This is a genomic window from Actinokineospora globicatena, assembly GCF_024171945.1.
Taxonomy (GTDB): domain Bacteria; phylum Actinomycetota; class Actinomycetes; order Mycobacteriales; family Pseudonocardiaceae; genus Actinokineospora; species Actinokineospora globicatena.
Window position 1 is genome coordinate 682,542 of record NZ_JAMTCR010000003.1, and the last position, 23,866, is coordinate 706,407.

At 70.5% G+C, this 23,866-nt stretch carries 12 protein-coding genes; 1 reads left to right on the forward strand and 11 read right to left on the reverse strand.

All coding sequences use genetic code 11. The annotated features are described in order from the left end of the window. Nucleotides 1-45: 45 nt before the first annotated feature. From LV79_RS16460 to LV79_RS16485, 5 genes are all read right to left on the reverse strand, one after another. Nucleotides 46-1,035: a TauD/TfdA family dioxygenase gene (locus LV79_RS16460; protein WP_253837575.1), complete on the reverse strand. Its 990-nt coding sequence runs from the start codon at nucleotides 1,033-1,035 to the stop codon at nucleotides 46-48. Next, nucleotides 1,035-2,294 (reverse strand): MFS transporter, encoded by a 1,260-nt coding sequence (locus tag LV79_RS16465; RefSeq protein ID WP_253837577.1) that lies wholly within the window; start codon nucleotides 2,292-2,294, stop codon nucleotides 1,035-1,037. Before LV79_RS16465 ends, LV79_RS16460 begins: the two co-directional genes overlap by 1 nt. Nucleotides 2,295-2,359: 65 nt before the next feature. Further along, entirely contained in the window at nucleotides 2,360-9,211 is a 6,852-nt protein-coding gene (locus LV79_RS16470; RefSeq protein ID WP_253837579.1) for a non-ribosomal peptide synthetase, read from the reverse strand. Nucleotides 9,212-9,359: 148 nt separating this feature from the next. Further along, nucleotides 9,360-15,509 (reverse strand): non-ribosomal peptide synthetase, encoded by a 6,150-nt coding sequence (locus LV79_RS16480; protein ID WP_285470065.1) that lies wholly within the window; start codon nucleotides 15,507-15,509, stop codon nucleotides 9,360-9,362. A 26-nt stretch (nucleotides 15,510-15,535) separates the two neighbouring features. Beyond that, nucleotides 15,536-15,757, reverse strand: coding sequence for an MbtH family protein (locus LV79_RS16485; protein ID WP_253837581.1), 222 nt, complete (start codon nucleotides 15,755-15,757; stop codon nucleotides 15,536-15,538). A 391-nt stretch (nucleotides 15,758-16,148) separates the two neighbouring features. On the opposite strand from LV79_RS16485, the gene LV79_RS16490 reads away from it, so the two are divergent. After that, nucleotides 16,149-16,955, forward strand: coding sequence for an AfsR/SARP family transcriptional regulator (locus LV79_RS16490; RefSeq protein WP_253837583.1), 807 nt, complete (start codon nucleotides 16,149-16,151; stop codon nucleotides 16,953-16,955). Here the strand turns inward: LV79_RS16490 and LV79_RS16495 are convergent, their stop codons facing one another. Genes LV79_RS16495 through LV79_RS16520 form a run of 6 tightly spaced genes read right to left on the reverse strand, consistent with a single transcriptional unit; the run spans nucleotide 16,956 to nucleotide 23,733 of the window. Further along, nucleotides 16,956-17,711 carry a thioesterase II family protein gene (locus LV79_RS16495; RefSeq protein WP_253837586.1) on the reverse strand — a complete coding sequence of 252 codons (756 nt, stop codon included), beginning with the start codon at nucleotides 17,709-17,711 and terminating at the stop codon, nucleotides 16,956-16,958. It lies immediately after the preceding gene. Continuing rightward, entirely contained in the window at nucleotides 17,704-17,868 is a 165-nt protein-coding gene (locus LV79_RS16500) for a hypothetical protein (RefSeq protein ID WP_253837588.1), read from the reverse strand. Before LV79_RS16500 ends, LV79_RS16495 begins: the two co-directional genes overlap by 8 nt. Nucleotides 17,869-17,881: 13 nt before the next feature. Beyond that, the gene (locus LV79_RS16505) at nucleotides 17,882-18,874 is read right to left on the reverse strand and encodes a bifunctional lysylphosphatidylglycerol flippase/synthetase MprF (protein ID WP_253837590.1); all 993 of its coding nucleotides are present in this window, start codon (nucleotides 18,872-18,874) and stop codon (nucleotides 17,882-17,884) included. Beyond that, nucleotides 18,871-20,421 (reverse strand): long-chain-fatty-acid--CoA ligase, encoded by a 1,551-nt coding sequence (locus LV79_RS16510; RefSeq protein WP_253837593.1) that lies wholly within the window; start codon nucleotides 20,419-20,421, stop codon nucleotides 18,871-18,873. The genes LV79_RS16505 and LV79_RS16510 overlap by 4 nt, the downstream gene beginning before the upstream one ends. 4 nt (nucleotides 20,422-20,425) lie before the next feature. After that, the gene (locus LV79_RS16515) at nucleotides 20,426-23,431 is read right to left on the reverse strand and encodes a type I polyketide synthase (protein ID WP_253837600.1); all 3,006 of its coding nucleotides are present in this window, start codon (nucleotides 23,429-23,431) and stop codon (nucleotides 20,426-20,428) included. Continuing rightward, nucleotides 23,428-23,733: an acyl carrier protein gene (locus LV79_RS16520; RefSeq protein ID WP_253837603.1), complete on the reverse strand. Its 306-nt coding sequence runs from the start codon at nucleotides 23,731-23,733 to the stop codon at nucleotides 23,428-23,430. The genes LV79_RS16515 and LV79_RS16520 overlap by 4 nt, the downstream gene beginning before the upstream one ends. Nucleotides 23,734-23,866: the final 133 nt, after the last annotated feature.

The following is a 23,866-nucleotide window of genomic DNA, read 5'->3' on the forward strand; positions in this document are numbered from 1 at the left end:
GGCCGGGCAGTCCGTTGTGGACTACCCGGCCTTCCGCTGTTCGGCTCACGCGACGGGCTGCGTGCGGGGTTTGCAGTCGGTGAGCGGGATGGGGTGGCCCATGCTGACGACGATCTTGCGGTCGCCGGTGAACGCCTCGCGGCCGTGGGCGTTGAGGATGTTGTCGACCAGCATGATGTCGCCCACCTGCCAGGTCTCGCGGCGGGTCACCTCGTCGTAGACGGCGTTGATCGTGTCGGCCTCGGCGCGGGTGAGGTCCGTACCGTCACCGACCGAGGTGGCGAACGGCATGCCGTCGGCGCCGAAGGCCTCCAGCAGGACGTCGCGGACCTCGTCGTCGAGCGTCCACTTGTTCCAGAACGCCAGGTGGTTGAACCAGACGTCCTCGGCGGTGTCCGGGTGGGTGATGACCGCGGCGCGCACTTGGCGGGTGCGCAGGACGTCGTCCTCGGTCCACTCGTAGCCGATGGTGTTGTCCTGGCAGTAGCGCTCGACCTCGGCGCGCTGGTCGGTGGCGAAGCTCGTGCGCCACGGCAGACCCGCCATCTCCGAGTAGCTGCGCTCCAGCAGCCACCCCTTGTCCGCGAACCGGGCCACCAGATCTTCGGGCAGCAGCCGGAGCGCGGCGCGCATGTCGCCGACGGTGGTCGCACCACCGGTGTCGGGGGCGACCAGACAGCCGAACAGCAGATATCCGGGGAACTCGAGGGTGTAGCTGTTCTCGTTGTGCAGCCGGATCGGTTGGGACGCGGGCAGGTCGGTGGAGGAGAAGACGCCGTGGCCGTAGTCGGAGCGAGGGGTGGCCTTCTCCTTGTAGCCCGCCGGGCTGGGCAGCAGGATGTCCCGCGCGACGGCGAAGTCGCCGGTGGTGCCGATCGGCAAGCCACGCAGCAGCACGCATCCGTTGGTCCGCACGGCGTCCATGACGGCGGGCCGGTTCGACCGCAGCCAGTCCGCCGCGGTGGCCATGTCCGGCAGGCCGGTGACGGCCGCGACCGGGGTGCGACCGGGCTCCAACTGGACCTCAAGGCTCATCAGATCTCCTCCTTGCTGGGGACGGGCAGGTCGCGGCCGGTACGCATCGGTCCGATGTAGAGGGTGAAGCCCGCGAGGATGGTCGCCACGACGAGCACCCAGATCGCGGTGCGGACGTCGAGCACGGTGCCGAGCACACCGCCGAGCAAGGCCCCGATCGGGTTGACCCCGAAGATGACGAAGCGGATGCTCATCGCGACCCGGCCGAGCATCTCCCGGGGGCAGTAGGCCTGCCGGAAGCTGATCGCGATCACGCTGTTGGCGGCGATGCCCGCGCTGGAGATGAACACGCCGACCAGCGCGAGCACGATGCCGATGCCCGGGTTGGCGAGCGGGAACAGCAGGCCGAACAACGCGGTGACCGGGCTCCCCAGGCGCAGGGCGCGCGCGGACCCGAGAGTGCGGCTGTACCAGGGCGCCAACGTCGCACCGAGAACTCCGCCCACCGCGATCGCGGCCGTCAGCGCACCGACGACCCAGCCGCCCAGACCGGCGGTGCGCACCAGGAACAACACCCAGAGGGCCTGGAGTCCGGCCATGCAGAGGTTGACCGCGCCCGAATGTAGTGCCAGCACGCGCAAGTAGGGGTCGACCAGGACGAATCGCAGCGCTTCCACGACGTCCGCCCGGATCCGTCGCTGGGGACGCGGCTCAGCCTCAGGTTCGACGGCGCGGATGGACCGCAGGCAGATCGCGGAGACCACGAAGCTCATCGCGTCCACGAACAGGCCAGCAACCGCGCCCGTGACCTGGGCTATCACGCCGCCGATCCCGGGACCGGCGACGTTGGCGCCCTGTTCGCTGATCTGCAGCCGGGAGTTGGCGCCGAGCAGCTGGTCGCGGCCGACGAGGAACGGGACGTAGGCGCTGTAGGCGGCGGTGAACAGCACCGCCGCGCAGCCGGTGAGGAACGCGACGAGCAGCACGTGCGCCATCGTCAGCACGCCGAACCACGCGGCCACCGGGACGCTGATGAACAGCAGCGCGCCCGCCACATCGCAGCCGATCATCAACGGCCGTTTGCGCACCCGGTCAGCCACCGCGCCTGCTTGCAGGCCGAGCAGCAGCCACGGCAGCCAGATCGCCACCCCGAGCAACCCCATGGTGAACGCGTCCGCGTCCAAGGCCTGGATCACCACCAGCGGCAGCGCGACCGTCGTGACCGCGCTCCCGGCCTTGCTGACCGTCTGCCCGGCCCAGAACAACAGGAAATCCCGCCCGTTGAGCACCTGCCGCTCCGGCGCCGCAACCTGTGCCATCACTCCCCCACCCGTTCCATGGCCAGCCGCCCGCTCGCGGCACTCGGTTCAGCTCGCGTCATCTGTCATCGTTCCTCCAGTCGCGCCGTGACCAGCCGGCCGATTCGGGCGATGGGTTCTGGGCGCATCATGTCGAAGTGGCCGCAGTCCACCGGGTGTTCGGTGACCTGGCGGGTGAACGGGTCCCAGAGGTGGGCGCCGCTGCCTCTGGTTGTGGCGCTTCGGGTGGCGGTGACGTAGAGGACGTCGCCGTCGAACACCGTGGTCGGGGCGTTGAGCAGGACGCGGCCTAGGTTCTCGGTTGAAGCGGCGAGTTGGGTCAACGTCTCCTCCGGTAGGCCGAAACCGGTGGCGACCGCGGCTCGGAGGTTGTCTGCGTTCTCGTCAAGGCCTAGATCGCGGGCCATCGTGATCAGCAGTGCCCGTTCGACATCCGGCATCGCCGCACCCTCCGCCGGGAAGGAATCGAGCAGCGCCAACAGTTCCACCTCGGCGCCGTCGGATCGCAGTCCGGCGGCGACGGCGTGGGCGATGGTGCCGCCCAAGGACCAGCCGAGCAGGCGATATGGGCCCTCCGGTTGGACGCGGCGGATGTGCCGCAGGTAGCCGCTGGTGAGCTCGTCGAGGGTCGTCGGGTGGCTGGCCAAGTCGACCTGGAGGCCGTGGATGGGGACGTCGGCGGGCAGGTGGCGTTGCAGGGCGGAGTAGCACCAGGCGACGCCGGAGATCGGGTGGAAGCAGAACAGGGGGTGTTGGTCGCCGTCGGCTCGGATCGTGACGAGCGGGTCGATGGTCGCGGAGGTTTCCGCGCTGACCAGACCGAGGACCGTCGGTGCCTGGAACAGCGCCCGCATCGGGACGTCGATGCCCAGGGTCTCCCGGATCCGGCCGATGAGCTTGGCCGCCAACAGGGAGTGCCCGCCGAGTGCGAAGAAGTTGTCGTCGATGCCGACCGACTCGATGCCGAGCACCTCAGCGAAGAGTCCGCACAGGACATCTTCTCGCGGGTTACGTGGGGCCTGGCCCGACGCAACCCGCTCTGGCTCCGGGAGAGCCCGCTGGTCGAGCTTTCCGTTGGTGGTCAACGGGAGCGCCGGGATCGAGACGAAGACGGGCACCATGTGATCGGGCAACAGACCCGAGACGTGCTGCTGGAGGGCAGCGGCGTCGGTGTCGGCCACCACGTAGGCGACCAGTCGGTCGTCTCGGTGGATCACGGCCACCTGCCGCACGTCCGGGTGGGTCGCGATGGCCGCTTCGACCTCGCCGAGTTCGATCCGGAACCCGCGGATCTTGACCTGCTGGTCGAGCCGCCCGATGTAGCGGAGGCCGCCGTCCCAGGTGCGCACCGCCGCGTCGCCGGTGCGGTACATGCGTTCCCCCGGCTCGAACGGGCACGCCACAAACCGTTGCGCCGTCAGCTTTGGCTGGTTCAGGTACCCGCGCGCCAGCCCGCCGCCGGTGACGTACAACTCGCCGATGACACCGGTGGGAGTGGGCCGCAACGAGGAGTCCAGCACGTACACGCCCAGGTCCGGGATGGGCAGGCCGATGGGGCTGCCGACATGCCCGCCGTCGAGCCGCAGGTGCGTGACGTGGACGGTCGTCTCGGTGATGCCGTACATGTTCACCAGCGCCGGCCCGTCCGGGCGACGTTCTCGCCACCGCGACAGCAACGCGGGTTCGAGTGCCTCGCCGCCGAAGACGACGTAACGAAGGTCCAATTCGGACCCGGTGTCTGCGGCGATGAGCTGGTAGAACGCGGATGGGGTCTGGTTGAGCACGGTCACCCGCTCGTCGGTGAGCAACCGCAGGAAGGCAGCGGGATCGCGGCTCACGTCGAACGGGACGACGACGAGCGTGCCGCCGTACCGCAGCGCGCCCCACAGCTCCCACACGGAGAAGTCGAAGGCGTAGGAGTGGAATAGCGTCCACACGTCGTCGGGGGTGAAGCCGAACCAGTGGTCGGTGGCGTCGAGCAGGCGCACCACGTTCCGATGGGTGACCACCACGCCCTTGGGGTTGCCGGTCGAGCCGGAGGTGTAGATGACGTATGCGGGGTGGTCTGGGCTGAGCTGCGGCCTCACCCTGCGCTCGGTGGACGTCGGCAGGTCGTTGAGGACGATTGTCGTTACCGGCCAGGGCTGTGGGTGGTCGGTGATGAGCAGGGCGGGCTGGGAGTCGTTCAGGACGTAGCGGATTCGCTCGTCGGGGTAGGTCGGGTCGATCGGCACATAAGCCGCGCCCGCCATCACGACACCCAGCAACGCGGCGACCTGGTCGATGGACCGGGGCAGCAGCAACGCCACCAGGTCTTCCGGTCCGGTACCGGCCGCGATCACCGCTTGGGCGATCTGGTCCACCCGGGTGCCCAGTTCGCCATAGGTGACCCGGTCGGCCCCACACACCAGGGCGATCGAGTCGGGCCGCGCGGCAACCCGGGCAGCGAACAAGTCGGCCAAGGTCTCCGAGACCAGGATCGGCTGGGGTGAAAAGACTGTGCCCTCGCCCGGTTCGGCAACATCTACTTCGGACAGCTTTGTCGCGGGCGCGGCGGTGACCTGGTCCAGGACCCGGATGAGGCGGCGGGTCAACGCATCCGCTGTTTGGGGGTCGAACAGGTCGAGCGCGTACTGCAGGTCGAGCCGGATCCCGGCGGGCGCGCCGTCGGTGCCGTAGGTCTCGGCCAGGGCGAAGGTGAGGTCGACCTTGGCGGTGGCCACCCCGACCGGCTCCACCACGGCTTCCAGACCTGGCAGGGTGCCGGTCGTCGCCGGGGTGTTCTGCAGGACCAAGAGCACCTGGAACAGCGGATTATAGGCTGGCGACCTCTCTGGGTTGAGCTGCTCCACGACGCGCTCGAAGGGAAGGTCTTGGTTGGCGTAGGCGGCGAGGTCGGTGTCGCGGACTCGGACCAGGGCATCGCTGAAGGCCGGGTCTCCGGACAGGTCGGTGCGCAGGACCAGGGTGTTGACGAAGAACCCGACCAGGTCGTCCAGGGCCGAGTCGACCCGCCCGGCGACCGGTGAGCCGATCGGCAGGTCGGTCCCGGCGCCCATCTTGGTCAGCAACGTTGCCAGGGCGGCGTGCAGCACCATGAACACGGTCGCGCCGGATGCTCTGGCGAGGCTGACGACGCGGGCGTGCAGGTCGGCGTCGATAGTGGTCGCAACGTTGCCGCCGCGGTAGCTCGACACGGCCGGTCGTTGGCGGTCGACCGGCAGCACCAGGCAGTCCGGCGCCCCAGCCAGCGTCTCCGACCAGAACCCCGTCTGCTTGGCCTCGTCCAGGTTCTGCCGCTGCCAGAGGGTGTAGTCGACGTACTGGACCGGCAGCGGGGCCCAGTCCGGCGAGCCACCGCCGAGCCGCGCGCGGTACGCCGTGGTCAGGTCGGTGAGCAACGGTGCGATGGACCACCCGTCGGCGGCGATGTGGTGCACGACGACGAGCAACACGTGCTCGTCCGGCCCGATCGCGAGCACCACGACCCGCAGCGGCGACACGGCGAGGTCGAACACCTCCGCCGCGTGCGCTCGGATCTGCTCGGCCGCGGCGTCGGGCGCGCAGTCGACCACACGGAAGTCGGGGGCTGGGTCGTCGAGAACCACCTGGCTGGGCACACCGGCGTCCGCCACGAACACCGTCCGCAGCGTCTCGTGCCGGGTGACGACATCGGATACTGCGGCGCGGAGTGCGGCGAGGTCCAGGTGGCCGTGGAGTCGTACGGCGCCGGGGATGTTGTAGGTGGCGCTGGGGCCTTCGAGCCGGGTCAGGAACCACAGACGTTGCTGGGCGAAGGAGAGCGGGATGACCGCTGGGCGGTCCTGCGGCTCCAGCGGTGGGCGGGCCGCGCTTTCACGGTCGAGTGCGAGCGCCAGTTCGGCGGGGGTGGGTGCCTGGAAAAGGGTCCGGACGGGCAGTTCGGTGCCCAGGGTGGTGCGGACGCGGCTGATGAGGCGGGTGGCCAGCAACGAGTGGCCGCCGAGGTCGAAGAAGTTGTCGTCCACGCCAACGGACGCCACGCCGAGCACCGTTGCGAACAGCCCGCACAGGATCTCTTCCCGTTCGGTGCGCGGCGCACGACCCGTCGCGGAGTGTTCCGGTGCGGGGAGGGCCCTGTGGTCGAGCTTGCCGTTGGGGGTCAGTGGCAACTGTGCGAGCTCGACCAGCGCGGAGGGCACCATGTGGCTCGGCAGCGCATCGGCGACGCTGGATCGCAACGCTGGGAGGTCGACCGAGCCATGTGCCGGGACGACGTAGCCGATGAGCTTGCCGTCCTTCACGGTGACGGCGGCTCGGTCGACGGCGGGATCCCTGGTGAGAGCGGCGGCGACCTCGCCGGGCTCGATGCGGAAGCCGCGGACTTTCACCTGGTCATCAGTGCGGCCGAGGTACTCCAGCAGGCCATCGCGTCGCCAGCGGGCGCGGTCGCCGGTCCGGTACATCCGGGTCCCGTGCGCGAAGGGATCAGCCACGAAGCGCTCGGCGGTCAGGCCAGGCTTGCCGTGGTACCCGCGAGCCACTGGCGTGCCTGCCAGGTACAGCTCGCCCGCGACACCGGGGGGAACCGGCTGGAGCCAGGAGTCCAGGACGTGGGCCTGGGTCCTGCGTACCGGGGTGCCGATCACCGGTCGCGAATTGTCGGCGATCCGCGCGGTCGCGGTGTTCACGGTGCACTCGGTCGGGCCGTAGAAGTTCATCCCGCCGACCTGAGCCAGCCGGTCCCACAGGGCGGGGCTGACCGGCTCACCGCCGACGATCACGCGCGTGGGGCGGACGTCACCGTCGAGCAGGCCCGCGACCAGGAGTTCCTCGGCGTAGCTGGGTGTGGTGCCGAGCAGGTCGACCTGGTTCGCGCGGAGGTAGGTGACCAGGGCCTGGGCGTCGCGACGGACGTCGTCGGTGAGCAGGTGCAGTTCGACGCCGCTGGTGAGCAGGAGCAGGCCGTCCAGGGAGGCGTCGAACGAGAGGGAGGCGGTGAACGCGGCGCGCTGTGCTCCGGGGATCGTGTCGGTGAGGTGGTGGGCGCGGAGGTTGGCCAGGTTGTCGTGGCAGACCACGACTCCCTTTGGCTGGCCGGTCGATCCGGAGGTGTGGATGACGTAGGCGGCGTCCTGCTGGCGCAGGGGGGCGCGGCGGTCGGCGTCGGTGATGGGGTGAGGGTCGTGGAGGGTGAGGTCCACTGTGTCCAGTGTGATCGCCGGGGTGGACGTGGCGAGGATGAGGCGGGTTGTGGTCAGCAGGAGCTTGGGGGCCGTGTCGGTGAGGAGGTAGGCGATTCGGTCGGCCGGGTACTCGGGGTCGATGGGGACGTAGGCGGCGCCCGCTGTCATGACCGCGAACAGCGCGGTGACCAGGTCAAGTGAGCGGGGCAGGAGCAGCGCGACGCGGTCCTCTTGGACGATTCCTTGGCTGATCAGCAGTCGGGCCAGGCGGTTGACTCGGTCCGCCAGGGCGCCGTAGGTCAGGGTCGCGTTGCCGCATACCAGGGCGCGGGCGTCGGGCGTTTGGGCGGCCTGGCACTGGAGCCAGTGCGGCATGGTGCCGGTCGCCTGCGTTGTCATGGCAAGCGGTTGGCGTTCTCCCGGCAAGATCATGTCTATTGTGGACAGTTTGCGGCTGGGGTTGGCGGTTACCGCGTCGAGCAGTCGGACTAGGCGTTGGCCGATCAGGTCGACGGTGTCCCGGTCGAACAGGTCGGTGGCGTACTGGATCTCGCACTGGATGCCCGCGGGGCGTCCGGCGGTGAACGACTCGGCGAGGGCGAAGGTGAGGTCGACTTTCGCGGTGGCCACGCCGACTGGCTCGACCTCGACGTCCAGGCCGGGGAGCAGGGCGGCGGCGCGCTGGGTGTTCTGCAGTGCCAGCATCACTTGGAATAGCGGGTTGTAGGCTGGCGATCGTCGCGGGTTGAGCTGCTCGACGATCCGCTCGAACGGGACGTCCTGGTTGGCGAACGCGGTGAGGTCGGTGTCGCGGACCTGGGTGAGCAGGTCGGCGAAGGTGGGGTCGCCGGAGAGGTCGGCCCGCAGGACCAGGGTGTTGACGAAGAAGCCGACCAGGTCGTCGAGCGCCTCGTCCGTGCGGCCCGCGATGGGCGATCCGATGGGAATGTCTGGTCCGGCGCCTAGTTTGCTGAGCAGCATGGCGATGGCGGCGTGCAGGACCATGAACGTTGTCGCGCCTTGTGCTGCCGCCAGGTTCGCGATCCGGGTGTGGAGTTCTGGTTCGATGTGGCCGGTCAGGTCCGCGCCGACGTAGGTCGCGACGGATGGCCGTGGCCGGTCGGTCGGGAGTTCGAGACACTCGGGTAAGCCTGTTAGTTCCTTGGTCCAGTAGGCTAATTGCTCTGCCAGCAGGCTGCCTGGGTCGTCGGCGTCGCCGAGCAGTTCGCGCTGCCACAGGGTGTAGTCCACGTACTGCACCGGCAGCGGTTCCCAGTCCGGCTCGGCACCCGCGCACCGGGCCGCGAACGCAACCCCCAGATCTCGCAGCAACGGTGCGATCGACCACCCATCAGCCGCGATGTGGTGCACCGTCAACAGCAACACGTGCTCCTCGGGCCCCACCACGAACACCACAACCCGAATCGGCGGCGTCGATGCACCCAGATCGAACTCATGCGCCGCCGCCCGCGACAACGCCGCGGCCAACTCCCCCGGCGCCGCCACCACCTCAAACCCCGGCGTCACATCGTCCAAAGCCAACACATCCTGGAACGGCTCCCCATCCACCTCCCCGAACACCGTCCGCAACGCCTCATGCCGCCCCAGCACATCCCCGAACGCCGCCTCCAGCGCCCCCACATCCAGCCGCCCCCACAACCGCAACGCCCCCGAAATGTTGTACGTCGCGCTAGCCCCCTCCATCCGCTGCTGAAACCACAACCGCCGCTGCGCGAACGACAACGGAATCACCGCACACCCCCACAAACCCCAACCAGCCCGCGAAGGCCGCGCCCAAAGTCGAGCGGTCGACCGCCCGCGGGGGTGCTGAATGTAGGGCTGGGCAAGAAGCTGGAGGAACGGCCGATGGACTCTGGGCTGATGAGCATGGCTGGGAGGGTCACCGGGGGGCTCCGGGGCGGGGGCGGAGGGTGGGGCGGGCTGGTTTGGCTGTGGCCAGGTGTTCGTCCAGGGCGGCGACGGTCGGGGATTGGAAGAGGGTGCGGAGGGAGAGTTCCAGGCCGAGGGTGGTGCGGACTCGGCTGATGAAGCGGGTGGCGAGGAGGGAGTGGCCGCCGAGGGTGAAGAAGTTGTCGTCCAGGCCCACGGTGGGGAGGTTGAGGACTTCGGCTACCAGGGCGCAGAGGGTGGTTTGGCGTGGGGTCGCGGGGGCGCGGGTGGGGGTGATGTCGGGGGCGGGCAGGGCACGGCGGTCGAGTTTGCCGTTGGGGGTTAGGGGGAGTTCGGAAATGGGGATGTAGGCGGCGGGGACCAGGTAGTCGGGGAGGGTGGCGGTGGCGTACGCGAGCAGGTCGGCGGGGGAAGCGGTGCCGACGGTGTACGCGATGAGCCGGGAGAAGTGTTCGACGACCACGGCCCGTGAGACCAGCGGATGCTCGGTCAGCACGGCGGCGACCTCAGCGGGCTCGACTCGGAAGCCGCGGATCTTGACCTGGTCGTCGACCCGGCCCAGGAACTCCAGCGCGCCCGCTCGGGTCCACCGAGCCAAGTCGCCGGTGCGGTACATCCGAGTGCCCGCAGCAAACGGGTCGGCCACGAACCGCTCGGCAGTCAGCGCGGGACGTCCGTGATACCCGCGCCCCAGAGGTGTGCCAGCGAGGTACAACTCCCCCGGCACACCAGGCGGCACAGGGCGCAACCGTCCGTCGAGCACGTAGGCCCGAGTGTTCCACAGTGGACTACCGATCACCGGCCGCGAGTGGTCGGCCAACGCGCCGACCGCCGTCACCACCGTGCACTCAGTTGGCCCATAGAGGTTGTACGCCGAAACCCCGGACGCACGAACGTCGTCCCACAGCTTCTGCGGCGACGCCTCCCCGCCCAAGAACAACAACGAGGGCCGAACATCCCCGTCCAGCAACCCATCCGCGAGCACCTGCGCGGCATGCGTCGGAGTCAGTTCCAGCACGTCAATCGCGCGGGACCGCACATACCCCACCAGAGCAAGGGAGTCCCGCCGGACCTCATCGTTGAGGATGTGCAGTTCGTGTCCTGCCAACAACCACAGCACCAGGTTCCACGACGCGTCGAACGACAGCGAGGCGATCAACGCGACCCGCTGCCGCTCCGCGGGCATGAACTCAGCGCAGTGGTGGTCGAACAGGTTGGCCAGGCTCGCGTGCGTGACCACGACCCCCTTCGGCCGACCGGTGGACCCAGACGTGTGGATCACATAGGCCGGAGCGTCGAGGTCGACGAGAGCCACCGGGGAATCGTCGTAGCCAGCCAGTTCGGCCAAGGTCGACGGGTGATCCAGGCCGATCGACGCCACGCCATCGAGCGCAGTCCCCGCAGTCAGCACAACAACCGGCCGCGAATCGTCGAGCAAGTACCGCACACGCTCGGCCGGGTAAGACGGGTCGATCGGCACATACCCGCCGCCCACCTTCCACACCGCCAGCAAGGCGATCACCGCGTCGACCGACCGAGGCACCGCCAGCCCGACCAACGTCTCAGGCCCGACCCCACGCGCGATCAGCAGCCGCGCCAACCGGTTCGCCCGCGCGTCGACCTCAGCGAACGTCGCCGACTCGTCCCCGAACACCACGGCCACAGCATCCGGAGTAGCAGCCACCCGCTCGCCAAAGACGTCCAGCGGCGCAACCCCAGACGCCTCCACCACCCGCCACGGCGCGACATCACGCTCGACAGGCAACACCACGTCGATGTCCCCGAGAACCGTCCCAGGCTCAGCGGCCACAGTGGACAGAACCTGCACCAGCCGTTGGGCCAGTGCGGAAGCGGTTTCCCGGTCGAACAAGTCGAGCGCGAACTCCAGGTCCCAGTCGAGCCCGCCCGCCGACCCGTCCTCCGCGAAGGACTCGTTGACCCGCAACGTGATGTCGAACTTCGCCGTCCCGGTGTCGACCGGCTCGACCTCGACAGCCAGCCCGTGCAGCAACCCAGCGGCGGGCGGCGTGTTCGACAGCATCAGCAACACCTGGAACAGCGGGTTCCGCGACAACGACCGGGCCGGGTTGACGTGCTCGACAACCCGCTCGAACGACACGTCCTGGTTGGCGTACGCGGCCAAGTCGGTCTCCCGCACCCGCGCCAGCAGCTCGGTGAACGTCGGGTCGCCGGACAGGTCGGTCCGCAGCACCAATGTGTTCACGAAGAATCCGACCAGGTCGTCCAGTGCCTCGTCTGTGCGGCCCGCGACCGGCGAGCCGATGGCGATATCGGTGCCCGCCCCCATCCGGTGCAGCAAGGCGACAACGGCGGCGTGCAGCACCATGTAGAGGGTGACCCCACTGGCCCGCGCGACCTCCGCCAGCCTGGCGTGCAAGTCCGCGTTAACGTGGAACCGGACCGTGTCGCCGCTATAGGTCGCCACCGCAGGCCGCGGCCGGTCGACAGGCAGCTCGATCACGTCCGGAAGCCCAGCGAGCCGCTGCCCCCAGTACGCGAGCTGACGGGCGAGCAGGCTGTCCGGGTCGTCGGCGGACCCGAACAGGTCGGTCTGCCACAGCGCGTAGTCCACGTACCCGACCGGCAGCGGCGCCCAGTCCGGCCCGCGCCCAGTGGCCCGAGCGCTGTACGCCGCGCCCAGGTCGGCCAGCAGCGGCGCCAGCGACCACCCGTCGGACGCGATGTGGTGCACCACGACCAGCAGCACGTGCTCACGCGTCCCGGTCTCGAACAGCTCGACCCGGATCGGCACCTCCTCCGCACCCAGGTCGAACGGCGTAGCCGCGGCGGCCCGTAACACTTCCGAGACCCGAGCCGCCGGACAACGGACCACCGGCAAGTCGAGGGTCACCTCGTCAAGAACCCGCTGGTGGGGCTCCCCATCGACCTCAGCGAAGACAGTGCGCAGGACCTCGTGCCGGTCGACGAGGTCGCGGAACGCCGCCCGCAGCGCGTCGATGTCGAGCAGTCCACGCAACCGCAGCGCGCCGGAGACGTTGTAGGTGGCACTCGGGCCTTCGAGCCGGTTGAGGAACCACAGCCTGCTCTGCGCGAACGACAGCGGCGCCCGCTCCGGCCGCACCGCCGGGACCAGCGGCGCGCGGGCTCCCCCAGCCTGGTCCAGGCACCCGTCGAGCGCCCGGACCGTCGGCGCGCTGAACAGCGTGCGCAGCGACAGCTCGACCCCGAACACCGCGCGCGTCCGGCTGACCAGCCGGGTGGCCAGCAGCGAGTGCCCGCCGATGGCGAAGAAGTCGTCGTCCACGCCGACCGAGTCACGGCCGAGGACGTCGGCGAACAGGCCGCACAGGATCTCCTGGCGCGCGGACCGTGGCGTCGAACTCGCCGTGCCGCCCGGCTCCGGGAGCGCGGCCCGGTCGACCTTGCCGTTGGCGTTGAGCGGGAACGAGTCCAGCACCACGAACGCCTGGGGCACGAGATAGTCCGGCAACCGGCGTTCGAGGAACGCGCGCAAGGAGTCAGCGTCACCGGTCACGTACGCGACCAGCCGGTCCTCGCGCAGGACGACCAGGGCCCGCTCGACAGCAGGGTGGTCGAGCAGCGCGGCCTCGACCTCACCGGGCTCGACCCGGAACCCGCGGACCTTCACCTGGTGGTCGACGCGCCCCAGGTACTCCAGCTGCCCGTCGGCGGTCCAGCGCACCCGGTCGCCGGTTCGGTACATCCGCGTCCCGGCACCGAACGGGTCGGCGACGAACCGCTCGGCCGTCAACGCCGATGCCCGGTGGTATCCGCGAGCCAGCAGCGGACCAGCGACATACAGCTCCCCCGGCATCCCCGGCGGCACCAGTCTGAGGGTCGAGTCGAGCACGTACACGCGGGCGTTGCGGACCGGCCTGCCGATCACGGGTGTCGCGCTGTCCACGGGTCGGCCGACGGTGGAGATGTCGGTGCACTCGGTCGGGCCATACATGTTGTGGACCGCGATGTCCTGGCCGCGCATCCGCTCCCACAGCGCGGGCGGGAACGCCTCGCCGCCGACGTAGAGGACGCTGGGGCGGGTGACGCCGTCGAGCAGGCCCTGGTTGAGCAGTTCGTCGGTGTAGCCGGGGGTCGCTTCCAGCACGTCGATGGCGTGCTCGCGGGCGTAGGCGACCAGGCCGACCACGTCGCGGCGCAGGTCGTCGTCGAAGACGTGCAGCTCGTGCCCGGCGAACAGCCAGGCGAGGGTGTCCCACGACCCGTCGAACGACAGCGACTGGATCAGCCCCACTCGCCTGCCGTGGCCGGTCACCGTCTCGGCGTGGTGGTGGGCGAGGAGGTTGGCGAGGCTGCCTTGGGAGACCGCCACGCCCTTCGGCCTGCCGGTCGAACCCGAGGTGTAGAGCACGTACGCGAGGTCATCGGCGGATGGCGGCTGCGGCAACGGGACATCAGCGGTGGCGTCCGAGTCGACCGCGATCGCGTCGGGCACTCTGTCCTCAGAGGACAACGTGAGCACCGCCGCGGGCTCGGCCGCCTCGATCATCGCCGCCACGCGCCCAGCCGGGTAAGTCGGGTCGACCGGCAAGTACGCGGCACCGGCTTTCCACGCGGCCAACACACCGGCCAGCAGGTCGACCGAGCGCGGGAGCAGCAGCGCCACCAGGTCATCCCGCCCGACACCACGTTCCACCAGCAGCCGCGCCAGCCGGTCCGCTCGCGCGTCCAGCTCCGCGAACCCCACCCGCTCAGCCCCGAACACGACCGCCGTGGCGTCCGGGGTCGCCGTCACGTGCTGGGCGAACAGCTCCAGCGGCAGCGTCTCCGAGGAGGCCACCGGACCGTGCCACGAGTCGAGCCGCTCCCGCTCCCCCGGCAACAGCGTGTCGACCAGCCGCACCGGCTGGTCCGGGGCCTCCACCAGCGCGGCCACCACCCGCACCACGCGTCGGGCGAGCGACTCGGCGTATCCCGCGTCCAGCAGGTCCGGCCGGTACTCGACCTCCAGGTCCATCGCCGCACCCACGGTCCGCACGGTGAGGCTCAGCGCGTAGTTCGTGCCGCCGCGCACCGCGACGTCCGACATCGGCAGCCCGCTGACCTCGGCGGTCGGCACGTTCTGGAACACCAGGTGGGTGTCGAACAGGTCGGACAGCCCCGCGACGCGCTGGATGTCGACCAGCCCCAGGTGCTGGTGCGCGACCAGCGACGCCTGCTCGGCCTGCACCCGCGCCAGCAGCTCGGCGACCGTCTCACCGAGGCCCGGCGCGACGCGGACCGGGACCGTGTTGATGAACAGCCCCACCATGGACTCGATCCCCGGCAACCGCGCCGGTCGGCCGGAGACGGTCGCGCCGAACACCGCGCCCGTGCGGCCGGTGGCGCCCGCGAGCACCATCCCCACGGCGCACTGGAACACGGTGTTGACGGTCAGGCCGCGGCTGCCCGCGAACGCGCGGAGCCGATCGCGCAGCTCACCGGGCACGTCGATGACGATCTCGTCGGCCACCAGCGGCTTGCGCGTCGAATCCGGGGGCGCCAACAGGGTCGGGCCGGGGAGGTCGCGCAACGCCGACGCCCAGGCCTGTTCGGCGGCGGCCTTGTCCTGGCTCGCCAGCCACCCGTAGAACTCGCGGTACGGGGTCGGCGTGGGCAGGGCCGAGCCGTCGCCGCCGTGCGAGTAGAGGTGGAACAGCTCCCGCAGCAGGACCGAGGTCGACCAACCGTCGACGACCAGGTGGTGGTTGGTCACGACGAACCGGTGCGACTCGGGCGCCAGGCGCACCACCAGGAACCGCAGCAGCGGCGCCTTGGCCAGGTCGAACCGCTCCCCCTGCGCCGCGTCCGCCAACTCCGCGAGCCTGCGCCGCTGGTCGTCCTCGGTGAGGTCCGACAGGTCCACCTGGCGCCACGGCAGCGCGACCTGGCGGCGCACGACCTGCACCGTGCGGCCCTCGCGGTCCTGCCGGAAGCACGCCCGCAGGCTCTGGTGCCTGGCCAGCAACGCCGCGCAGGACGCGCGCAGCACCGCCACGTCGAGTGGGCCGTCGAGCCGCGCGGAGAGCTGCATCGTGTAGACGTCCGGCCCGGTCTCGTCGAACCGCGCGTGGAACAGCAGGCCCTCCTGCACCGGTGTGAGCGGCAGGACGTCCTCGGTGGTCGTGGTGCTGGTCATCTCGCGGTCCTCCCCGGGTGCGCGGATCAGGTGAGGCTGGTCGGCCGCAGGTCGGTCCAGTTCGCCTCGACGTGGTCGAGGCAGGCCGCGCGTGGACCGGGCCCGAAGGTGGTGTCCCAGCCACCGGGCACCGCGATCGCGGCGGGCCACAGCGAGTGCTGACCAGCGGCGTTGACCAGGACCAGGTAGTCGGCGTCCGGCCGCTCGAACGGATTGTCCGACCCGCTGTCGGTGAATGCGGTGCTCACGAATACGCTCCGGAATGTCGGCGCTGGAAGTCGAGCGAGATCGTCGCAGGGCGGGCTGACCCAGCGCTGACGCGAATCTGATCGTGGAAATGCGCGTCGCGCGCGGGCCGAATGCGCGGCAATTCTGACAACGGTAGGTTCCACCCAGTTTCCCCGGCCGGTGTCGCGGCGGCGCACCCGGCCGCGAGCGGGCAGGTGGACCGTTCCCGCTGGTGGCAACGGCCATTCCACGGGCAGTGAGCGGACTGTGGACCGCTCGTCGCAGGTCCGGTGGACCTACCCAGCGGTGGGGTATCCGCAGCGAAGTCGGGTGTGTGGCACGCATACGCCACCCAATAGCCGCGACTACACCTAGGAGAGCACGGACACAGTCGCTGACAAGGAAGAAGCCATGACGAGATTCGCCGTACTCGGGCCGCTGGAATGCTGGTCGGGGCCGCAGCAGGTGGAGATCCGCGGCTCGTTGCAGCGCAGTCTGCTCGGCGCGCTGCTGGCCGCGGAGGCCAAGCCGGTCTCCGTGCGGGCCCTGGTGACCGAGTTGTGGGGGGACGCGCCACCGGCGCAGTGGGAGAACGCCCTGCACGCGCACGTGAGCCGGTTGCGCAGGCGGATCACCGGGTGCTCGGACCGGGCCACCGCCGAGCCGGGGGGTTCCCCGCGGCTCATTGGCCTGGCCACCGGGTATCGGTTGGTGGTCACCGAGACCGACCTGGACTCGCTGTCGTTCACCCGGCAGGTGGCCAGGGCGCGCGCGATCGCCGCGATAGCCCCGTCGGAGGCGGCGGAGTTGCTGCGCTCGGCGCTGTCGCTGTGGCGCGGGACCGCGTTCGGGATGATCACCGGTGGTCCGATGGCCCGGGCCGCGGCGCACCACTTGGAGGCGGCCAGGACCGTCGCGCTCGAGGTGCTCTTCGACGTGGAACTGCGCATCGGCAGGCACGCCGACATCATCCCCGCGCTGCGCGAGCTGGTGGAGTCCCCGCAGCTCAACGAGCGGTTCTGCGAGCAGCTGATGGTGGCGCTGTACCGGTCGGGCAGGCAGGCCGAGGCGCTGGCCACCTACCGGGCGATGCGCCACCGGCTCGACGAGGAGCTGGGCGTGCTCCCCACCCAGACGCTGCGCGACCACGAGCGCGCGATCCTCAACCACCACCCCGCGCTGCACACCCGGGCCAACCACATGGCGCTACGCGAGTGATCAGGTGAGCCGGGCGAGGTGGGCGGTGAAGTCCGACATCACCGCCGCCTTGTGGGCGTCGAGGTAGAAGTGGCCGCCGCCGTAGTCGCGGTGGCCGAGGTAGTGCGCGGCGCGGTCGGCCCAGCAGCGCATCGCGTCCGGGTCGAGCATCAGCGTGTCCTGCCTGCCGACGTAGGTGACCAGGGGGACGTCCACCACCGCGCCGTCGTCGACGTGGTCGGCGGCGAGCCGGAAGTCGGCGATCACCGGCGGCAGCACCAGGTCGAGCAGGTCCGGGTCGGCGGCGACGGCGTCCGGGATGGCCCCGAGGTCGCGGATCCAGGCGACCATGTCGGCCTTGGGGATCTCGGCGTGGTTGGCGGGGGCGCGGAAGAAGCCGGTCGGCGCCCACCCGGACACCCCTAGCAGCACCGGTTCCTCGTCGCCCGCCTCAGCGAGGCGCACCGCGAGCCGGTAGGCCAGCTGTGCGCCGAGGCAGTGCCCGAACAGCGCGTACGGCCGCCCGTCGAGCTCGGCCACCACCGCCTCGTGCAGCTCATCCACAGTGGCCGCCCAGTCCGTGGGCAGTGCCTCCGCGCGCCTGCCCTGCCGCCCCGGGAGGGTGACCGCCTGCGCGGCGACCCCGGCGGGCACCAGGTCCTCGTACCCGCGGAAGGCCGCGGCGCCGCTTCCCGCGTGCGCGAACAGGAACAACCGCGTCTCGGCGTCCTCGCGGCCGGGGGTGAACCAGCGCGGGCGGACCAGCGGCTCAGACACCGGCCACCGCCCGCATCAAGGCGTCCAACTCGCGCAGCGCGCCGTTGGCCTGCTCGGCGACGGCCACGTCGTCCGGCGCGCCCGCGATCGCCATGAACCCGCCCATCACGTTCTGGCAGGCGGCGCCGATCCGGGCGACGACTTCCTCTTCGGTCATCTGCGTGGCTCCTCTAGAACGCGCCCGCGGCGCGGAAGACGTGGGCGAAGGCGGCGAGGTCGGCCTCGCCGTCAAAGGCGAGGTACTCGGGGGTGACCAGGTGCGGGTACCACTTCTGCTTGTAGGCCAGCTGGGTGCGCGCCGGGTAGAGCGCCTCGCCGTGCTCGAAGAGCACCTTGACGATCTGCGCGAATCCGAAGTGGACTGTGGGCAGCTCGAGCGCGTCGGCCAGTCCGGTGAACGGGGTGAAGCCGAAGTGCAGCCAGCCCGCGCCCTCGCCGCGGAAGGTGTCGATGGCGGCGGCGTTGATCGACTCCATGATGCCGGGCAGCTCGCCGGGGACGCGGCGGCTCAGGTCGTGCAGCCAGCCGGAGCGGGTGCCGTAGACCGGGGAGTAGGAGATGTAGCCCGCGAGTTCACCGTCGAGCACTCCGGCGAACAGGCGGCGGTGGGGCTGGAGGTGGCCGCCGCGTTGGCCGACGAGGAACCCGAGTTCCCTGGTGTCCTCGCCCTTGCCGCGCAGCCAGGTGCGGTCCAACTCGGCGACGCGGTCAGCCCACTGGTCGAAGTCGACCTCTTGGACGGTGAGCCCGGCGCGCGCGGACCGGGCGATCTTGTTGCGCAGCCGCATGAACCGGGTGCCCGCCATGGTGAACTCGGCGAGGTCGACCGAGTAGGAGGCGCCGACCTGGTTGACGGTGTACCCGTCGGCGGCGTAGCGCTCGGCGTCGTGGCGCTGGAGTTGGACGGCCACGACCTTGGCACCCGCGGCGTGGGTGTACTCGCTGAACGCCCGCAGCAGCGGCAGGTAGTCCGCGTCGGCGGCGAACGGGCCACCGAACTGGACGTGGTAGCGGCCGACCGGGCGGTACGCGATGACGCCGTCGAGCCCGGGCGCGGTGAAGTAGGCGGTCCCGTCGTTGAGCGCGAGGAACGCGGCCGGGTTCTCGGCCTGGGTGTGGGTCTGGATGGCGGCGAGCGCGGGGACGTCGGTGCTCGTGGTCATGATCGCTCCGGGGTGAGGGCCGTGCGCAGGGACCGCCGCAGGACCTTGCCCATGGGGTTGCGCGGGAGGCTGTCGACGAACTCGTAGCCGGTGGGGACCTTGAAGTCGGCGAGGCTGCCGCGCACGAACAGCAGCAGGTCCCGCGCGGTCACCCGCTCCCCCGGTCGCACCACCACGAAGGCCTGGACCGACTCGCCCCACCGGGGGTGCGGGACACCGACCACGGCCACGTCGGCGACGGCGGGGTGCGCGGCGAGGACGTTCTCGACCTCCACCGGGTACACGTTCTGGCCAGCCACGATGATCGTGTCGTCGACCCGGTCGAGCAGGTAGAGGTAGCCTCGGTCGAGGTAGCCGACGTCGCCCATGCGCAGCCAGCCGTCGCGCAGCACCTTGGTGGTGGCCTCGGGTTGGTTGAAGTAGCCGAGCATCAGCGCGGGCGAGCGCACGCAGACCTGGCCCTGTTCGCCGTCGGGCAGCGGGTTCCCGTCGGCGTCGACCACGCGCACCTCGACGTCCGGTGACGGCTTGCCCGCCGACGCGAGCAACCGGCTGCCGACGACGTGGTCCACGGCGGGCAGGACAGTGACGACGTTGCCCGCCTCGGTGGACGAGTAGGCCTGCAGCAGCTCGCCGGGGATCATGTCCAGGCACTGCAGCAGCAGGGTCTCGGAGATCGGGGAGCCGCCGTAGACGACGCGGCGCAGCGACCCGAACGCGGCCCGGGAGGCGTTGGGCTCGGCGAACATCATCGCGAGCATGGTGGGCGCGACGAAGGTGGTGGTCACGCCGAGCCGGTGCACCAGGTCGACGGCCTCCTGGCTGACGAACATCCGCATCGCGACGTTGGTGACCCCGGCGGTGAAGCCCTGCATCGACCACGACAGGCCCGCGGTGTTGAGGCCGGGCAGCCCGATGAGGCTGACGTCGTCGGGGCGCAGGTCGAACCAGTCGACGGCGTGGGTCTCCAGCACGTCGCGCAGGGTGAAGAAGCTGCGGTGCGGCAGGACGACGCCCTTGGGCAGGCCGGTGGTGCCGCTCGTGTAGACCTGCGCGAACGGGGTGTCCGGGGTGATGTCGGGCAGTGCGCACACCGTGGACTGGCCGCCGCGCCACCGCTCGAACCCGGCGCCGCGCTCGGTCGCGGTGTCGAGTTCGACGATCGTGGCGAGCTTGGGCAGCCCGGCGCGCAGCCGCTCGACGATCTCGACGAGTTCGCGTTCGGCGAAGACGAGTTCGACCTGGGCGTCGCGCAGGATGTGCTCGACCTCGGCCGGGGTGAGCCGCCAGTTGACCGGAACGAGGACGGCCTCGCTCTTGGCGGTGCCGAACGCGATGTCGTAGTAGTGCACGGACTCCTTGCCCAGGTAGGCCACTCTGGCCCCGGGGGCGAGGTTCGCGGCGCGCAGCGCGTTGGCGGTGCGGTTGCTGCCCAGGTGCAGGTCCCGGTAGGTGACGTCGGTGCCCGCGCAGGTGATCGCCACCTGGTCGGGTCGGGTCGCCGCCTGGTACCCGGTGATCTCGGTGATCAGGTCCGGCCGCTGCATGGCGCTATCCGTTCTGCTCGGGCGGGGTGAACTGGTCGGCGAGGAACCTGGCCAGCCCGCGGGCGGTGGGGTGGTCGAACACGGCGGCCGCCGGGCACGGGACCGGGAGGGCGGCGGTGAGCGCGGCGCGCAGTTCGGCGGCGACCAGCGAGTCGATGCCCAGGTCGGTGAACTCGGCGTCCGGGCTGATCTCGTCGGGGTGGGTGAAGTCCATGGCGCTCGCGAGGACGCGGCGGATCAGGCCCTCGATGGCGGGTTGCCGGGTGTCCGGGTCGGCCAGCGGGGTGGGGTCGAACGGGGCTTCGACCTTGGCGGCGCGAGCGGCGGCGGGGGCCTGCTCGACGGGGTGGCGGGTGCCGGTGGGGAGCCAGTGGGACTTGCGTTCGAACGGGTAGGTGGGCAGGTCGACCAGCGCGCGGCGGGTGCCCGCGTGGACCTGCGCCCAGGCCGGGGTGAGACCCGCGGTGTAGGCCTTGGCCAGGGCGGCGGTGACGGCTGTGGGGTCGGTGCGGCGCAGGGTGGTGAGCCAGGCGTGGTCCTTGGGCTCGACGCAGCGCTTGCCCAGCGAGGTGAGGGTCGACCCGGGGCCGACCTCGATGAACACGTGCTTGCCGCGCTTGTGGACCGCGCGCATGGCGGCGAGGTAGTCGACGGGGGCACCGATCTGGCGCACCCAGTAGTCGACCTGCGCCAGATCCCGCCACTTCGCGACCTGGCCGGTGACGGTGGAGACCAGGGTGAGTTCGGGGCGCTGGAAGGTGATGTCGGCGATCGCGGCGCGGAACTCGTCGACCACCTCGGTCATGAGCGGTGAGTGGAACGCGTGGGAGACGGTGAGCCTCTTGGCATCCACGCCACGTTCGACCAGGGCGGCGGTGACGGCGGTAAGAGCAGCTTCACCACCGGATAGCACTGACTGGCCAGGTGCGTTGATCGCGGCCACGGCGAGGTCGGGGTAACCGGCGATGAGTTCGGCGAGTTCGTCGGCGGGTAGAGGCACAGACACCATGCCGCCGGGGGTACTGACCGCGCCCATGAGCCGTCCCCTGGCCGCGACGAGTTTGGCGGCGTCGGCCAAGTCGAACAGGCCCGCGATGGCGGCCGCGACGACCTCGCCCACGCTGTGGCCGACAAGGATGGTCGGCCGCACGCCCCACGACAGCCACAGCCGGGCCATGGCGTACTCGACGGCGAACAGCGCGGGCTGGGTGAAGCGGGTCTCGTCCAGTCCCGTGGCGGTCTCGTCGAGGACCAGGTCCTTGATGGAGCGGCCGACCAGCGGGGTGAGCGCGGCGTCGCACTCGTCCAGCGCGGCGGCGAACGCAGGGTGGTCGCGGTAGGGCGCGGCGGCCATGCCGGGGTACTGAGCGCCTTGACCGGTGAACAGAAACCCGACCTTGCGGTTGGTGACGGCGACCGACTCGGTGGTGGCGGCCCGGTCCAACAGGGCGGCGAGGTCAGCGTGGTCGCGCACGACGCCCGAGACGCGGTGCCGGAAGTGGGCGCGGCCGACGTTGGTGGTGTAGCAGAGGTCGGCGAGATCGGGTCGTTGGTCGAGCAGGGCCCGGTAGCGGGTGATCTGGTCGGCCAGGGCGGTCGCCGACTTCGCGGAGAGGGTGAACACGCCGCCGGTGCCGGGGTCGCGCTGTTCAGGCTCGTGAACTGGTGCCTGCTCAAGCACGACGGAGGCGATGGTGCCCGCGAAGCCGAAGGAGTTGACCACCGCGCGTCGGACCGGCGCCTCCCACGGGCCCGACTTCGCCGGGATCTCGATCGGGTAGCTGTCCCACGGGATCCGGCCCGACGGGCGGTCCAGGTTGAGGTGCGGGTAGATCGTGGCCCGCTGCAACTGGAGGACGGTCTTGATCACGCCGCCGACGCCCGCCGCCGTCTCCATGTGGCCGAGGTTGGTCTTCACCGAGGCGACCCGCAGCGGGTTCTCCCGCGTGTGGTCGCTGAAGACCTCCGCGAGGGCGGCCAGCTCGATCGGGTCGCCCAAGGGTGTACCGGTGCCGTGAGCCTCCACGTAAGAGATGTCGGCGGGGGTGAGGGTCGCGTTGGCGAGCGCGGCGCGGATCAGGGCTACCTGCGCGGTGCCGTTGGGAGCGGTAAGACCGGCGCTCTCGCCGTCTTGCCGGACGGCACTCCCCCGTACTAGAGCCAGGATCTTGTCGCCGTCACGCTCGGCGTCGGAGAGTCTCTTGAGGACCAGGACACCGCAGCCCTCGCTGCGCGCGTAGCCGTCGGCGGACTCGTCGAACGTCTTGCACCGGCCGTCGGCAGCTAGAGCCTGCATGTCCGAGAGCAGCGCTGTGCTGAGGGGGTGGTGAATGGCGTTGACTCCGCCAGCCAGGGCTATCTCGCACTCGCCGCCGCGCAGCGCTTGTACCGCGAGGTGCAACGCGACCAGGGACGCGGAGCACGCGGTGTCGAGCGTGATGGACGGACCGCGCAGGCCCAGGGTGTAGGAAAGCCTGCCGGACACGCTGGCGTGCAGGACACCAGCGGCGAGGTAGCCGTCCATGTCCTCGTCCGCGACCGAGGACAGCTCCAACGCGTAGTCCAGCGAGCTGACGCCGAAGTAGACGCCGCCCGTGCCGTGGCGCAGCCGGGTCGGGTCGATGTTGGCGTGCTCCAGCGCGGTCCACGCGGTCTCCAGCACGAGCCGCTGCTGGGGGTCGAGACACCGCGCCTCTTTCGGCGAGATCGCGAAGAAGGTGGCGTCGAATTCGTCGATGCCGGTCAGGAAACCGCCACCGGCCGAATGGATCTTCCCTTTCTCGGTGCCGTCGACGCCGAAAGCGGAAGCGTTCCAGCGGTCGGTCGGGAATGGCCCGGTGCCGACTCCGCCGACGTCCAGGAAGTCCGCGAGCGCGGCCGGGGTGTCGTTGTCGCCGGGGAACCGGAGTCCCATTCCCACGATGGCGATCGGCTCGTGCCGCTCCCGCCGCAACCGCTCGATCAGCGCCTGTTGGCGGCGCACCACGTCGGCCAGGTCCTGGGTCGTCACTGGGCCGCCACCCGCTCGGCGAGGTCGGCGAGGTAGCCGATGAGGCTCTCCAGCGTCGGGCTGTTGAACAGGACGGTCGCGTCGATCTCGCAGCCCAGCAGGCCTTCGATGTCCTGCTTGAGGTCCGTCAGGCCCAGGGAGGTCAGCCCGAGGTCGAAGAAGCTGCGGTCCGGCGGGAGGTCGTCGTCCTCGGTCATCAGCAGCGCGGCGCGGAACCGGGGCGCGAGCACCTCCTCCAGCGCCTCCCCGCGTTCCACGGCCGGGAGGTCGGTCAGGTCGGCGATGGTGATCGCGGACGTCATGGGCCGCTCCCCTCGCGGAAAGGATTCGGTGGCGGAATCGCCGTCGACCCTGGCGGGCCGCGACCCATGCTAGGCACGGCGGCGATCCGGCGAAAAGCAGCGAAAGGGCTAGTGTCAGCCGCCGGTCAGCAAT

Excerpts from the sequence above, each read along its gene's own strand:
- LV79_RS16500 (WP_253837588.1), bottom strand. The coding sequence starts at position 17,868 with ATGACCGAAGAGGAAGTCGTCGCCCGGATCGGCGCCGCCTGCCAGAAC.
- LV79_RS16510 (WP_253837593.1), bottom strand. The coding sequence starts at position 20,421 with ATGCAGCGGCCGGACCTGATCACCGAGATCACCGGGTACCAGGCGGCG.
- LV79_RS16465 (WP_253837577.1), bottom strand. The coding sequence starts at position 2,294 with ATGGCACAGGTTGCGGCGCCGGAGCGGCAGGTGCTCAACGGGCGGGAT.
- LV79_RS16480 (WP_285470065.1), bottom strand. The coding sequence starts at position 15,509 with ATGACCAGCACCACGACCACCGAGGACGTCCTGCCGCTCACACCGGTG.
- LV79_RS16460 (WP_253837575.1), bottom strand. The coding sequence starts at position 1,035 with ATGAGCCTTGAGGTCCAGTTGGAGCCCGGTCGCACCCCGGTCGCGGCC.
- LV79_RS16505 (WP_253837590.1), bottom strand. The coding sequence starts at position 18,874 with ATGACCACGAGCACCGACGTCCCCGCGCTCGCCGCCATCCAGACCCAC.
- LV79_RS16520 (WP_253837603.1), bottom strand. The coding sequence starts at position 23,733 with ATGACGTCCGCGATCACCATCGCCGACCTGACCGACCTCCCGGCCGTG.
- LV79_RS16490 (WP_253837583.1), top strand. The coding sequence starts at position 16,149 with ATGACGAGATTCGCCGTACTCGGGCCGCTGGAATGCTGGTCGGGGCCG.